This window comes from Cuniculiplasma divulgatum (assembly GCA_031200235.1).
Classification (GTDB): Archaea; Thermoplasmatota; Thermoplasmata; order Thermoplasmatales; family Thermoplasmataceae; genus UBA509.
The window spans coordinates 1,751,729-1,766,573 of the sequence record CP133595.1 but is presented as its reverse complement, the minus strand read 5'-3'; the positions used below and the strand labels follow the sequence as shown (position 1 = coordinate 1,766,573).

General features: G+C 43.0%; 10 protein-coding genes. 3 read left to right on the top strand and 7 right to left on the bottom strand.

Annotated elements, in window-relative coordinates; all coding sequences use genetic code 11:
• Positions 1 to 2 precede the first annotated feature (2 nt).
• From RE469_09315 to RE469_09295, 5 genes are all read right to left on the bottom strand, one after another.
• Positions 3 to 4,796, bottom strand: coding sequence for a hypothetical protein (locus RE469_09315; GenBank protein ID WMT44390.1), 4,794 nt, complete (start codon positions 4,794 to 4,796; stop codon positions 3 to 5).
• A gap of 133 nt (positions 4,797 to 4,929) precedes the next feature.
• On the bottom strand, positions 4,930 to 5,400 hold the full coding sequence (locus tag RE469_09310) for a hypothetical protein (GenBank protein ID WMT44389.1): 471 nt from the start codon (positions 5,398 to 5,400) through the stop codon (positions 4,930 to 4,932).
• Between the two features lie 553 nt (positions 5,401 to 5,953).
• On the bottom strand, positions 5,954 to 7,051 hold the full coding sequence (locus RE469_09305; protein WMT44388.1) for a tetratricopeptide repeat protein: 1,098 nt from the start codon (positions 7,049 to 7,051) through the stop codon (positions 5,954 to 5,956).
• A gap of 165 nt (positions 7,052 to 7,216) precedes the next feature.
• Positions 7,217 to 8,341 carry an aminotransferase class V-fold PLP-dependent enzyme gene (locus RE469_09300; GenBank protein ID WMT44387.1) on the bottom strand — a complete coding sequence of 375 codons (1,125 nt, stop codon included), beginning with the start codon at positions 8,339 to 8,341 and terminating at the stop codon, positions 7,217 to 7,219.
• Complete coding sequence (locus tag RE469_09295; GenBank protein ID WMT44386.1) at positions 8,338 to 9,279, bottom strand: NAD(P)-dependent oxidoreductase; 942 nt, start codon at positions 9,277 to 9,279, stop codon at positions 8,338 to 8,340. Before RE469_09295 ends, RE469_09300 begins: the two co-directional genes overlap by 4 nt.
• A gap of 296 nt (positions 9,280 to 9,575) precedes the next feature.
• On the opposite strand from RE469_09295, the gene RE469_09290 reads away from it, so the two are divergent.
• Positions 9,576 to 10,760 (top strand): DUF1015 family protein, encoded by a 1,185-nt coding sequence (locus RE469_09290; GenBank protein WMT44385.1) that lies wholly within the window; start codon positions 9,576 to 9,578, stop codon positions 10,758 to 10,760.
• On the opposite strand, the gene RE469_09285 is transcribed toward RE469_09290, so the two are convergent.
• Entirely contained in the window at positions 10,751 to 13,252 is a 2,502-nt protein-coding gene (locus RE469_09285) for a hypothetical protein (GenBank protein WMT44384.1), read from the bottom strand. The genes RE469_09290 and RE469_09285 overlap by 10 nt on opposite strands.
• Positions 13,253 to 13,457: 205 nt before the next feature.
• On the opposite strand from RE469_09285, the gene RE469_09280 reads away from it, so the two are divergent.
• Complete coding sequence (locus RE469_09280; GenBank protein WMT44383.1) at positions 13,458 to 13,775, top strand: hypothetical protein; 318 nt, start codon at positions 13,458 to 13,460, stop codon at positions 13,773 to 13,775.
• Positions 13,776 to 13,815: 40 nt separating this feature from the next.
• Positions 13,816 to 14,190 carry a DUF2004 domain-containing protein gene (locus tag RE469_09275; GenBank protein ID WMT44382.1) on the top strand — a complete coding sequence of 125 codons (375 nt, stop codon included), beginning with the start codon at positions 13,816 to 13,818 and terminating at the stop codon, positions 14,188 to 14,190.
• On the opposite strand, the gene RE469_09270 is transcribed toward RE469_09275, so the two are convergent.
• Complete coding sequence (locus tag RE469_09270) at positions 14,191 to 14,754, bottom strand: hypothetical protein (GenBank protein ID WMT44381.1); 564 nt, start codon at positions 14,752 to 14,754, stop codon at positions 14,191 to 14,193. It abuts the gene before it with no gap.
• Between the last annotated feature and the right edge of the window lie 91 nt (positions 14,755 to 14,845).

Here is a 14,845-nt window from a genome sequence, read left to right as displayed (position 1 = left end):
TTCTAATTTACAGAATATATAATATAAGATGCAAAAGTTAGGAAATCATTTGGAGGCAGCTGTGGAGGAGCTACACCTGGAGGACTAATCATGGGTTGAATCTGAGGAATGTTGATGCTACACATAATAAATCCAGGCATGGGTGGAGGAAATGGATTTGAAGGAAACGCTAATTGCATTGGTGGCAATGGCGTGGTATCTGGCATAACAACTATCCATAATGCAATTGGTGTATCAATTAAGAAAACCTGAACTGGTTCACCCGCCACAGTTAGCATTGCCTGGATAGGATTGCTGAATGGAGTTCCAGTAAGATCTAAGGACAGATTGTACGTCCCATTTGGAAGCATAATTTCACTTCCTGATACAGCAGTGTCATTCACCGTTATATTTACACTGACTCCTAACGGCAAAAATTCCACAAAGGATACAGAATAAACATCGGTCACCATATGAATAAAATGAATGTGAAGAACAACATTTCTGTTGTTCACGTTGAAATTTTCTGATTGTATACTGGAATAGCCGCTAACGTGCGAAACCGTGTAATTGTAATTACCGTTGTGGAGGAAAAATACTATCAAATGATTTGATGATGAGAGATTAGCTATTCCCGTCACGTTAACCCACCACAGAGTACCCTTCGGGAGTCCGTTTTCCAAAAATTTTACCTTATGCAAACTGCTCTTAAAGTTAACATTTACTTTGACAGAACGGCCATTTACAGTAAAATGCCCACGAACATTGTCGTATCCTGAGGATGTGGCAAAGTAATTGTATTTTCCATCCGGGAGACTTATGACCAAAGAACTATTTGACGATGAGTAGTTATATTTATTGGATATCGAAATATTCCAATGAGTTCCTGAATTCAGGTTGCTTATGAATGTTATGTAATATTGGAGTTCCGGAATTACTAGTTTCAATGTCTGGTTTCTTCCGGAAACAACCACATTTGAAATATAAGTCTCATATCCACTTATGCCAGAAATTACGTAATTATAAGTACCATTCTGTAAGGCAATTCCAAATGAACTCCCTTGTATGGTGTAGTTATGGCCGGATATTTCTAAATTCCATTTCTTCAAACCTAAGGGTGAAATAATGGCAAAATTTACATCATAAAGTACCGGCCTGAAATATACTGAAACAACCACATTTGAACCTTCAACATGAAGAATACTGCTATAATCGTACCATGAGTTGTTCATTGGAAATGCTTTAAACCAGTACGTACCGTTTGAGAGATAAATGGTTATGTTCCCATTATTTGGTCCAACAGTATCGTTCCCAGAAATAATAAGATACCATGACCTTGGAATGTATTGACCAGAAATGTTGAATGATACACTATAGGTAACTTTGGTGAAAGTCACATTTACCATTTCATTGGCGCCATTTACTTTAACTGTGAGCTCAGAGCCCCTGTAGATGTTATTGCTTGTTGAATACGTGATATTGTAAGTCCCATTCATCAAGTTAAAATAGATGCTTGAAGAATCGGTGTAAGCAACTTTCCCGTTGGAAAAAGCTACCTGCCAAAACGTGTTATTGGGGAGACCTGATTCATTTATCATAACTTCATAAAGAACTGGACATAGATGAATCGTGCTTGACACATTGTTGCCATTAATTTTTACGGTAAAGTAAACGGGATAGTAATCCCGGCTGGAGCTCAGAACTTCAACCGAATACGTGCCATTGGGAAGAAGAATCGAATAATTATTTGTGCCTATATCCTCTCCAGAGATTTTGCCATTAACATACAGTGACCAGCTTGTTCCGTATGGTAAATTAGAAATTTTCACTGATAGACCAAAAGTTACTTCCATAAAGCCTGCTGTAATGATTTCTCCAATACCTGACACATGGAATTCCCCTGAAGAAATTATGGGACGGAACTCACTGTTAGATGACGTGATATTGTAAGTATATGAGCCATTTGTTAAAGAAAAGTTGTAGGAGTTACCGAATATAATTCCGGAATTCATTCCGTTGCTGAGGCCAATATGCCAGGCAACACCTGCAGGCAGGCCGATTTCCTTGAAACTTACGGTGTAATTAACCTCGATAAAATTTACAGTTTCGGATATGGATACACCATCAATCCTTAAAGAACCTGAAGATTCAGATGGTTTGTATATTTTGTTGAAGCTCGCTATTGTGTAGGCATATGACCCATTAATTAGCGAAAATGTATACGAATCTCCTGTTATTGACCCAGAGTTCATTCCATTCGTAAGATTCACAAACCACGGTGTGTCAGCGGGCAGACCTGATTCATAAAATTTAACCATATACTTCACTTTCAGGAAGTTAATTGATTCAGACAGGGAATTTCCATTAACTGAAAATGAACCGAATGAAGGCGATGCTCTATAAACCTTGTCTCTCACTGAAATTGTAAACTGATAGGATCCATTCAACAAGGAAAAGAAATACGAAGAACCATCAATAGGCCCTGAGGATTTTCCATCGGACAGATTTACGTACCACACTCCAGAATAGTTTTGCCTAACAAAGTACACTCTGTACAAAACCGGAGAGAAGGCCACATTCATTTCAATGCTTTTGCCATTAACTGTAAACTGAATCATATCGGCTGAATAGTCACCATTTGTGGTAAATGGATGCATGGTGTATGTTCCGTTTGGTTCGTAAAATTCAATTATGGAAGTGTCTGTAGCCGCTGAATAGTTTCCTACAGATACTCCCCAGGTTATTCCCCTTGGAAGCCCAATTTCAGATATCTTTATGCTGAACAGGACTGGTGACCATGATATATTAACAATTGTATCATTGCTGGATACAGAAAATGTGGATTTGATTGGAGTAGGAATATAGCCTGGAACTGGATTTATGCTGTAATTCCATTGGCCTTCGGTTACATTGAGGTAAATGCTGGAATTATCAGCGTAGAAGAGCCTACCGTCTATATTTACTGACCATATGTGACCAGAGGGCAAATTGTGTGAAACAAATTCAACCATATGCAATTCTTTTGAAAAGAAAACGGTAAAGTTTGCATTCCCAAAGATATGAATTATTCCCTGAGAAAGAGCTGCCAAATATGAATTACTGCTGTTGATCATATAGGTATAATTACCGGCAGTCAGATTTACTTCTATTTTATCTCCAGTGGATGAGTAAATTTCATGGTTTATATTCACACTCCATGATGTATCAGCCGGAATTCCGGTTTCAAGAAAATTCACAGTATATAACCTGTGAAAATGAATGATAACGCTGGAATTAAATGAAGTTACAGCAGCATGACCAGTAATATTTGTCGTGTAATCTGACGGCGCAATAACGGTATAATTTAACATTCCAGGCAGAACCTGTAAGGTAATTGACATGTTGGATGTGCTTACTTTGTATCCATTAATTTCAATACCCCAATTTTCACCCTTGGGTAAGCCCTGTTCGCTGAAAGTAACATTTACTGGGATCATTGAGAAGTTCATGAGTGAAAGGCTGTTGGAATATATGCCACCAGTAACAATGGAATTTGTCAGAGGATCAAATATAACAAAATAAGGTTCATAAGAAGTCCTCAGGATTTCAAGTCTCGAGTTATGCTGGTAATTGATTGATACAATTCCATTGCTGGCAATTTCCGAAACGAAAAGACTCCCTGTTTCGTTGTCGAACGTAATTGCCATTCCCCATGATACTCCGCCTATTTTAGTGATAAACCCAGTATGAACATCTAAAGCGAAAAGCGAGTAACCATTTACGGGGAAGGTCGAAATAATTAAGGTATTGAAATTTGGACCAAAAAGGATCGAAATTGGTATTCCAATGGATGAACTGTATGAAACTGGGATGTAATTCTTAATGAACCATATGCTGTCATTGAGAAAGTCTGCGGCCAGTGTCATGTGATTTACGTTGTCTATGGCAAATCCCTGTGTGCTAAGTACATCAAGCCCGTTCAGATGCTCTATCTGCCTGAGTGTTGTAGAGTTGAAAATATATGTACCGTTGGAGTAGGTTCCAACAAATATTAATCCCGAGAATTTATTGTATGCAACGGCCGTAACGCTTGAGCATGATATATTGATTTCAGCCCTAACATGGAAATTCTGTGAAATTACCAAAAGCTGATTTGATGTCGTCGCATAAATTGTACCATTTGGATTTAATGCCAGTCCTCCCGGATTTCCGTCTACGGTCAGGAAACCGTTGACATGATAGTTACTGGCATTCAGTGATATAATACTATCATTTCCATAGGAGGAGACTATTATGGAACGTGAATAATTATCAAATATTCCATATGGAATAACATAACTGTTCAAATTGGAGCCTGGATTCTGTGAAACATTTCCAGATGAAATATTCACATAGCCTGCGGTATGAAGGTAACCATAGTAGTGAACTATCTGCACTGCATTTGAAGTGTTGACAGTACCTGCTGATTCTGGCGAGAAGAAGTTCAGGGCATTTGAAACGGAATAATTATACACACCGCTCTCTAAATTGAAATATAAAGAAGTGCCATCGGTCTTAAGAGTGGTGTTATCCACTGTTACCAACCATTGAGTTCCCACAGGGAGACCAGTTTCTATGAATTGAAAGCTTGCTTCCGGAGAATAGTTGACCATTTGCGATACCTGAGATGAAAATAAGCGTGATGAGTTTTTTAAAATGACTTTTGGAGTTGATGAGGAATTGTTGGAATATTGCTTTTGATGATTATTATTGAAACCATCTGCAGTTATGATTGTTATGGCAGAGCCTATCATGAGTAATGAGACGAAGAATACCAATATTTTTCTGGAATGGCTCAATCTAGTTCCATATTGTAGATGTATAAAAATACCTTTGTGTATGTTTGAACCAAATAGTGAGATCATGAAAGACAAAAATAAATTGAGGAAATGGTTACTAAAGATTAGATTCAAGCTAATCCAAGAAGTTTCATTATCTTAGGATGTCCTGGCCCAAGGCACCAAACCCTGGAAGCTTATCTAGGTGGAAATTGTAACCAGATGTTATAAGCCAGTAAGGGAGGCTTATAACAGTCAGATATACGGCAAACGCATTTCCGAATATTGTGTTTCTGGAACCGTAAACACTTAAAACATTGGGTGCCGGTGAGAGAGTTCCGAGAGATGTGGATATGGCTATTGGCACATAATTATACCGGTTGAGTGCGGATGATTGATTGAAAAAGTTTCCAGAAACCATATTGTTAGCATTGACAGAATGCTCATTGCATATTGGCATTGAGCTATCCATGGTAATGAAGATTTTTGATGGGACATTAATTTTGGTTAAATCCCAAAGCAATAGGATTGCCACAGGAAACTCGTCAAGTTGGGAACTGAACCATCTTGTAAAGCTATTATCTTTAACAGTAACTTCGGAAGAGTTGTATATGACGTAGCTCATCTGATCTTACAATGTTACTTTCGTTGGAAATTTTCTGCAATTGCTGAACATTCAAAGCTAGAGAGGCGTCTCTTGACACGCGTATAAAATATATGGGATCTCTATTTGAGCGTTTTCAATATCAAATTCTTTTACCAGGAGAAGAAGCGACACACACATAACATTCCATTCGCCTGTACTGTCTTTGCAATATGCATCTGAACAATAGTTAAATGCAAAGTAAATGTAGGGAAAAACTTTCAAACGGGGATTCCACTACACTCTATGATTTGAGCTATAATTACCGCATGTTCCTTACACCTATGGATTTGCAGGCGTATTATTACAATCCAAAAAACCCAATTCAAAGTTTATCTCGAAAGAAATGGACCCTAAAAATGAAGAACCGAGTTTATATCTTAGTTTCGCAAGAAGCTGGAAAAAGTGGGTCTAAAAATTACACATGAATCCTTGCATCATTAATTTATTTCATAAATTAAAAGGATAGAGAGAACTGGGCAGGTATGAGAGGCTTCAGTGTTCAACGCGTTATGAAATCATGATCTCTGCTGTCTTATTCATCCTTTCCGGCAGAGGCCAGCATGGCATCGAATAATATCTGCGATAATGTCATGTTGAAATCGTTTTGATTTATGTCATCGTGCAGCGAAGATAAAGCTGATTCTACTGCGTCCTCATCAGGCTTCTCATAAATGCCTGTGTACACACGAATAAGTGTTGACAGGGATTCCGGCAAATTCTTGTCGTGGATCAGCTGTTCAATCTCGTCTTTCTTTCCCTGATCCGACAGGTTATCGATGAGAGAATAGTAATAAAGCGCGTTTTCGCTGTTCCTGCCATATTCATCACGGAGGATCTTCTCACCCTCGTCGGCCTTTCCTGCAAATGAAAGTGCCTTAACCTTCTCCAGAAGGTATATGACCCTTTCATCATCTGAACTGGCCACCCCCATGGCCCTGTCCAGGAAAGATATTGCATTTTCAATATCCCCTTCTGCAATTCTGACCTGTGCAGACCTTTCATAGTATTCTGGATCAGGTTGCTTGCTGTGTTTTATGGCAGAATCTATGGCAATTTGTGCATTTTTCAGATCGTCAAGGAGAAGATAGGATTCTGAAAGAATGAAGTAGGCGTAGTCGAATTCAGGGTACTTGCTGTTTATACGCTTCAGTTCTGTCACAGCCTCTCTTGCCCGATCAAGAGTGTTCAGGTAACCGGCCTTCATGAGGGAAAGCCTGACATCGTCAGGCTCCACCCGCTGCGCCCTTATGATGGCCTTAAGGGCATCCTGTGATTTTCCATCATCCTCGTAAACTTCTGCCAGTTTTATGAGGTACTGGATGTTGTATGGATCCTGATCTGAAGCTTGATTCAACAGGGTCAAACCCTGCTTTATGTCACCATTTTCCGCAAGTGCCCAGCCCCTGACATACTTGAAAAAAGGGTCCTGTGATTTCTTGTATGCGAAGTCCGCCTCCTTCAGGGCAGCTTCTGAATCCACGCCTGTCTCCATGAGAGCCATGGCCTTCACTGCGTGCAGAACTGGATTTTGATTATCTGTTGAGATCATCCTGTCAACCTTATCCAGAACATCATCGTATTTCTCGTCGTCCATCAAGCCAAACAATTCCTCTATGGGGTCAGACTGCATGGAACCACATCCTGATCCTGTTCAATAAACTTTACCAGGATTCTCATATCTCTGAAAAATGTTGCCTGTTAGCGTTGGGGGATTCAGAGAAATCTATGCAGTGTGCGAAATAGCTGAAGTAAGTTAAGATCTTACGACAGACCCAAAATTTGAAGATTGCGGGATTCATAAAAGATTCATGATTTCTGGATCTGGCATTGAATCAGGAGGAATTTCCTCTTCTATGCTTGATTCGTGTATCCCGCATATCTCGTAATAGGCATGAACAAACTCATGAATGTCCTGACCTGTCACTATTCCAAGGTTCCCTACCCGTATTATGGAATCAGCCAGTTTCCCCATTCCTCTTGAGACCGTGATACCCCTTGAAGCAAAACCCGCAATGGTATCCTTCACGGGCAGTCTGGGCCTGAAGGCTATTACCGTATCCGAATAATTGTTGGAATTGCCCAGAATCTCAGACTTACTCAGTTTGAGAGATTTTCTCAAATACTCAGCGTTGGAATGATGCCTAGCCCATCTTTTCTCCAACCCCTCTAATTCAAGAATCCTCAATGCTTCTCGAAGGGCGTTGAAGCTCCCTGTTGACGGAGTATATGGTGTTTCATTCTTTGAAAGAAACTTCAGGGATATGCCCAGGTCCAGATACTGTGGAATATCGTTCCTGGCTTTGACCATACCGGCCATTTCTTCTCCCAGCAGAACTATTCCTATGCCAGGAACAGAAGCCAGCCCCTTCTGGCTGCATGTTGCCACTGCATCGATGCCCCAGTCCCTGACATTGATGGGGACACCTCCAAAGGCTGATACTGAATCGACGAAGACTCTTACACCCATGTTTTTTGCGGCCATTGTTATCTTTCTCATGTCATGTATGGAGGTGCCGTTTCCAGTCTCATTCTGCACCAGAAATAATGATTTCATCCTGCTGTTCCTCACTATGAAATCCTTTATATCATCCTCTGTGAGAACATCATTCTCCGTCATATTAAGGGTGGAAACATTAAGCCCACGGCGATGAAGGCTGTCTATAAGCCTATCCCCGAATTCACCGAATGTTACTGCCCCAACATCGTCGCCTGAAGATGTCAGGGAAAATATCATGGATTCAACAGCCGTCGTGCCTGATCCAGTTGTCATTATGGCTCTATCTGATCCGGCAAATTTGTTGAGAAGACTTTCGGATTCCCTTACTATGTCCCTGAACTGCTGTGATCTGTGATTTACGACAAGATCAGACGCCTTCGCAACACTTGAAGGAACATTAACCGGACCGGGTATGAGCATCATAGCTTCATCACCTGAATCCGATCCAGAAGGTTCTGCAGGGTATACCTTGCAACCCTTTTCTGGGCCTCTGCAGTCTGCGCACCTATGTGCGGTGTAACAATGACGCTGTCCATTGAGGCAATTTCCTTCTCCCATTCCTCTTCAGGAGGCTCGTGCCAGAAGACATCTGTTGCGTATCCTCCAACCTGTCCATCCCTGAGAGCATCCAGGAGATCCGGACCATTTATGAACTGGGCTCTGCTGGTATTAACAATGAGCAGACCATGTTTGGAAATGCTGAAGTGGTTCTTTCCTATCATGCCGCCAGAATCGCCTGAGAACGCTGCTAGAACGAAAATGACGTCAGAACTCCTGAAAAGTTCTTCCATGGAGACATATTTGCCTCCCGCCGTTCTGATTGCTTGATCATTTTTCACCGGATCATGAGCCACAATAGTCATACCCATTGATCTTAGTATCTGAGCAGTTGCCTGGCCTATCCTGCCAAATCCGATGATTCCTGCAACCTTCCCGTGCAGTTCTGTGCCGGTATCCTTTACCCACACCCCTTTTTTGGATCTCTGATTCAGAAGCGGTATTTTTCTTGCAAGGTCCACTGCAAGCGCAGTGTTAAGCTCTGCCACAGAATCCGTTGATGATCCCGCTGCAGTTACGATCTCTATCTTTTTCTTCTCGGCAGAATCCAGATCTATATTGTCTGTGCCTATTCCGGCCCTAGCAATTATCTTGAGCCTGTTTGCCCTGGAAATAATATCGCCTGTCACCTTTGTGCGGCTTCTGACCACAATGATGTCATAGTCCTTCACCTTTCTGCCCAGTTCATCAGGTGTTATTGCTGGCTCATATGAGACTCTTATTCCCGAGGATGCAAGACCTTCCATGAGGTATGAATCCAGGGGATCGCACACCAGTGCAGCCAATTCTTTGGAATGATCCATGGATACCGTGCCCTACATTGTCAATGACGTAATAAAGGATTCAATCTGGATCATGACAAAATGTTGACTGAACTTCGCTGCGCAATGAGATATATGGACTGAAGATTTCTCTGTAAACCCTTTAATAATAAGCACATCTTATCGCTCGCCCGATTCGATGGCCTCATGAGCCGGATTTCAGAAAGTTGGAATGCCAGGCAAAAGTAATTTATCATCCCTTGGAATGATTTTGCAATGATCTGCCATTTTCTGCTCATAATTGAGTGTAGATACATGAAAGAGTGTGATTATGTCTCATGGTGAAGATTACTCAATTCCGGCCATTTCTGTTCAATACAGATATCAATGGTGTAATATCTCCCCCCTTTGATGCCATATCACAGAAGCAGGAAAAGCAGTTGAAATCAAGGAAATATAACATAACGCACCTGACGTTGCCCGATACTGCCAGCATTGAAGAAGCAAGGGATATTTTCGCATCGTGGAAGTCTCAGGGCATTCTGAAGCGTACAGATGATCCCATTATTGCCATTATTGACCAGTCATATGTGAGAAATGGTCAAGAGAAAAGGCTGACCGGTCTCATGGCCCTGGTTAACATTTTTCCGGATGACGGGCATGTGAAACCGCATGAACGCACATTCCCCGGCCCTGTGGAAGAGAGGGTCCGCATCATGGGATTGCTCTCGGCCCAGCTGGAACCCATATATCTTGCAGTGGAATCACACGGAATTGAGGAGCTTCTCCGCAGTATGATCTCCAGTATAGATCCGGACCTCAACTTCACTGATCACGCCGGTGTTGGAAACAGAATCTATTTTATCCATGATTCCGGCAGCGTGGAAAAGATCGCGAATGAACTTATGGATAAGGATGCCATTGTTGCAGATGGCCATCACAGGCTCGCGGCCACCAGAAAGCTTGCCCAATCCACAGAAGGATACGCGCGCAGTTTCTGGAGCAATATAATGGCTTACATTGTGCCACTCTCCAGTGACGGGCTCATGGTGGCTGGGATTCACCGGTACGTGAGATCCGGGAGATCGTTCTCAGATATCGTCCATGAACCGGGAATGGAAATGACTGTCAGCAATATGGAGAAACCTGATGCTGATGCACCACTGAATGTTTATGACGGAAAATGGCACGGCCTTGAGCCAAAAGATGGTTACTGCCTCAAGCATCCTGAGGACTGCCTGTCACCGGTGCACATGCTTAACGGAATCCTGTTCAGAGACACCATGCATTTCCAGGAACAGGATTTCAGGGACAGAATACGCTACACCCATGACGTGGAAGAGGCAGTATTCCAGGTTGATGAGGGAAATGCCGATTTCTCAGTCATAATGCCGGAATGGGACAGAGATAAGCTTTTCAGCCTCATTGAAAGTTATGGTGTACTTCCGCAGAAGTCCACATACTTTTACCCAAAAATATCATCTGGCATAGCCCTGAACTGCATGGACACGCCTCAGGGCTGACTGCTCCGTGCCTTCCTTCTCTTCTCAGCCATCTTCCTGTACCAGTGGTATTCCAGGGGCACGTCAATGAGAATCAACGCTATGGGAAGGAGATCGAAGAAGTAGAATCCTGGGATTAGCTGATACACAAGGATGTGTGCTCCACTTGCGTATGCTATTATTGCTGCAGAATTGTATTCAAGGTTATTTATGGTGGAAAACACATCAGGATACGGTACGACAATTGTGGGGTCAGTATATGCATAGGAGAAATTATGGCCATTGAGGCTGTAGGATACCTGTGGGGGCGGCATCACATAGGCTCCAGGATTCTTGAATTCCAACTCATAGCTGAATTTTGATGGTGTTGATCCCAGTGATGGCTGCGAGAAGTTGGTGCTTCCCCTCAAAAGAGTAACGAGACCCGGATAATCCTGAATGATGGCATATTCGCTTATGCTGAAATTTCTCAGGCTGCCGGAACCCTCAGATAATATCGTGGTGTTGACCATTGCAACAGTGCCGTTTATCATGCTGTAGTTTATGGTGACGTTCAATTCTGCCGGGAATGTGGCATTTGTCTCAAAGTAAATGCTGCCGGTGTTCAGAGAAGACGTGTAGTTTATTGCCCTGGGAGTGGATGTCCCTATGGCGGAGACTGGAATATCAGGGTAGTTGGAATACGATGAATAATTATAGTTCAATGATCCGGAAGTGCCATTTTCCACCGGGTATGCGAAGGCAAGGCCGTAAAGGGCAGAATTTGATGTGAATGACATGGTTGTGTTGGCACCCATTATTGTAGCTGCACTGATTTTCTGCATATAGGGAGGTGAATGGAACACATTTCCCTTCTGGAATATGCCTCCAGCAAATATGATGCTGGATCCAAGCAGTTTGCTGGCATTACCAATACCCACACTGCCGGAGAGGAGCTGTGAGACCTCTTTGGAATTCACATAACCCGTAACAAACAAGGAACTCCCTACAGAGTTTGAGCTGGCGCCTGGAACAAGATATCCACTGTCAAGTCCGGACATGAACATGGGAAATGATCCAGTGGACGGCATGTATGGCGAAACGCTACTGAGAAGATCATAGGTTGTGCGGGTATTGGCTGAACCTGCGCCATACAGATACAGTGTGGTGTTGAATGAAACATTGGAGATGAAGTTCCCGGGGAGAGTGAAGGAGCCAAGAAGACTCACCGCGGAATCATTCAGTGATGATGATATGGATGAGGCTTCACCTGATGCCATCGCAACTGTGTGGTTATATGATCCTGGGAAATCTTCCACTATGGTTACGGGAGGGATGAGATTCAGGTATCTGTTGAACTCCCCGCCTATGCCTGATGATGTGGTGAAGGAGGGTGACAGCCCGAAGAGACTGTCTGATTCAATGGCATTCACAAGATCTGTCAGGTTTGATGAAACAGCGACCATTGTGAATAAGGAAGAATTTTTCTGAGCATCGCCTGCCCATCCCGAAAATGCAGTACTGTTTGTTCTCTGGAGATAACCGTAAACGCCGTAAGTATCCCCATAGGCACCCACAACCCCTGCTGCGTAATTTATGCCGGAAACATTTGAAAGGTTCAAATGAGCCTGTGAATCTGAGTATATGCCTGAAATATAATGTGACGGAAGCGGAGCCATAAATAATGGAGATGAACCACTGGCAAGCATCTGCATGTCATGATTTCCTGCTGGCAGAATGCCATATTTTGCGTTCTGATTTTCTTCAACGTGAAATACCGGAGCAATGGATGCAACAATCAGCACAGCTATGGCTATGACCACAATAACAGTGCCCGCTCCCTTTTTCCGTCCTTTCTTTCCTGAAGATGGATCAATGATCCTGTTGGCGTACTTTCCAACCAGACCGGCCACAACCACAAATATTACAAAATTTGCAATTATGTAAGGGACAAAGAGAAGGAGGACTTTTTCCACAACAGGATATATGGATGAGCCTCCCGGAAGGGCCTGAGTCACAACGGCAGGGTTGACGCTGAGGCCTCCCAGGGAAAGTGATCCTGTCAGGAATGATACAGCAGAAATGAACCTGCCCAGTATTGGTTCAGTAAGAATGCTGTATAGATTTGTTCCCGGTGGTGGTACCAGAGAACCGGAGGACAGTGACTGGATGAGCCCTGTGCTGGTGGAAAAATTAAGACCGGTGCCGCTGAATGAAACGAATAAGGTTGCGAGAGCCAGGCCCATTACACCAGATACTGTGACATATGTTGCAATGGCAGCACCCACGGCCTTGCTGCCTTTCCGCGATCCAAGTCCAACAATTACGCCCAGCAATATCCATACACCCAGAAGTATGGGCCAGTGGAGGGGATCTCCCATGTACAGAAACATCAGCCCCATGACAATGGCAAGGCCGGAACCAAAATAAGGGGTAAGCCAGTGAAGCAGGGCAGAATAGTATGTGGAAAGGGAGTAGTAGCCAATCACCAGGGCCGCGGTCACACCCAGAATGTAGCCGGTTAATTTTCCCATGAAAATATACATAGATAACGATATTTCAATTTGACGGTTACCTGCAAATTGGAGATAACATGATTTCAGAGGATAGGGTTCCTAAAAGAAGTGCCGCCTGACAGGAGAATTACAGATATTTAGGGAAGAAGCTGTCTGGCAAAGCATGAAGTCTTCAGTATCTGAACTGGCATGCTTATGACTGTTGACGATATAATGCATGCATATGTCAGGAAGCTACTGGATCAGCGCCAGAAGTGCAGCAAAAGTAGTGGAACAGAGAGTGAAACAGATAAGTGCTGGTGATATGCTGAAGGTGGAGAGTTTCAAGCGGGACAGGTGGATCCAGTTCACAAGAAATGAGGATGATACATACGACATCGTTGAACATGGCTTCTCCAGTGCCATGCTGACTGTAAGCAGTGCAGATCTTAAAGGAGAAATCAAACGCCTGATTGACGTGGAGTTCCCACGCAGTAACCAGCTAAGGATTCACCTCTCGAAATCGAATGAAGCAATACACAGGAAAACAAATGGGGAATAGCTTCAGCAAATCTTTTCTACCATGATCCCCATCATGCAGCATGGAAAAGGGGATCGAAATTGCATTCCAACTGAACAACGACAGTGAGGGGACAAAGACTGTTCTTGCCCTCGCCGACCTCACAGGGAATTATTTCCTCAAAAATCTTGACCTTGACTGGAGGGTTTTTCATGTCACGCTGGACAGGCAGAAATATTTCCGGGTGCTTTTCACCGGCAAAAAAACTGGCGCACTCCATCCAGAAGTCCACAGGGAAATAAAAGAAAAGTTCGATTCCATGTCAAAGTTGCCATATCCTGAACTGATGCACCTGTACGACAGAGAATCTAAATCAGGTGATTTCAGGAAATGCACAATAAAGGAGATACAGGAGGAGTATGACCTCTGGCAGGATAGGTTCTGGCAGTATTTCTGACTATCTTCTAGCGTCTATTTTCTTGCTCAGCACATCCAGCGTTTCCTTGATGTCCCGGATATCCTTGGATATTTTCGGTATGGTCTCCATATAGATTCTTTCAAGCCTCTCTATTTTCGCCATCAGTACCTCTGCGCCTTTGCTTGGCAGTATTATGGTACCCGGATCCACTTTCTCATCTGCTAGCTGCTGCATTTCAATTTCCTGCGATCCCCCGTCGGCCGTCCCTACGAGACTCGGGTTGAGTATCTGATAATCCCTTGCTGAAACGAAATTCGAAAATATGTATTCCGAGAGCTTCTGCCCCTTCTGTAATGCTCGGTAACATACCTGAGGATCAAGGGTTTCCCGCAGGCCGTTTGAATAAATGATTCTTATCTGGGCCCTGTCACAGAATGGATAGTCAAATGTGTGGAGCTTCTCGTTAGCCTTGCTTTCAAGATCCTTGTAAATGCTGAATGGAATCTTTTCCTTGAGTCTCTTTACCTCGCTTGACAGGAGAAGTATACGGTTGAATCTATCGGCCTTCTCAATCTCCTCTTTAAGTGAACCGTAGTCAACCATGTGTCTGTCATTCGTACTAATGTACTAAAAACTTTGCACTGAACGTGCTGCAGGGAAATACGCAAGTTCAGGGTTCCCAATCACAATTACC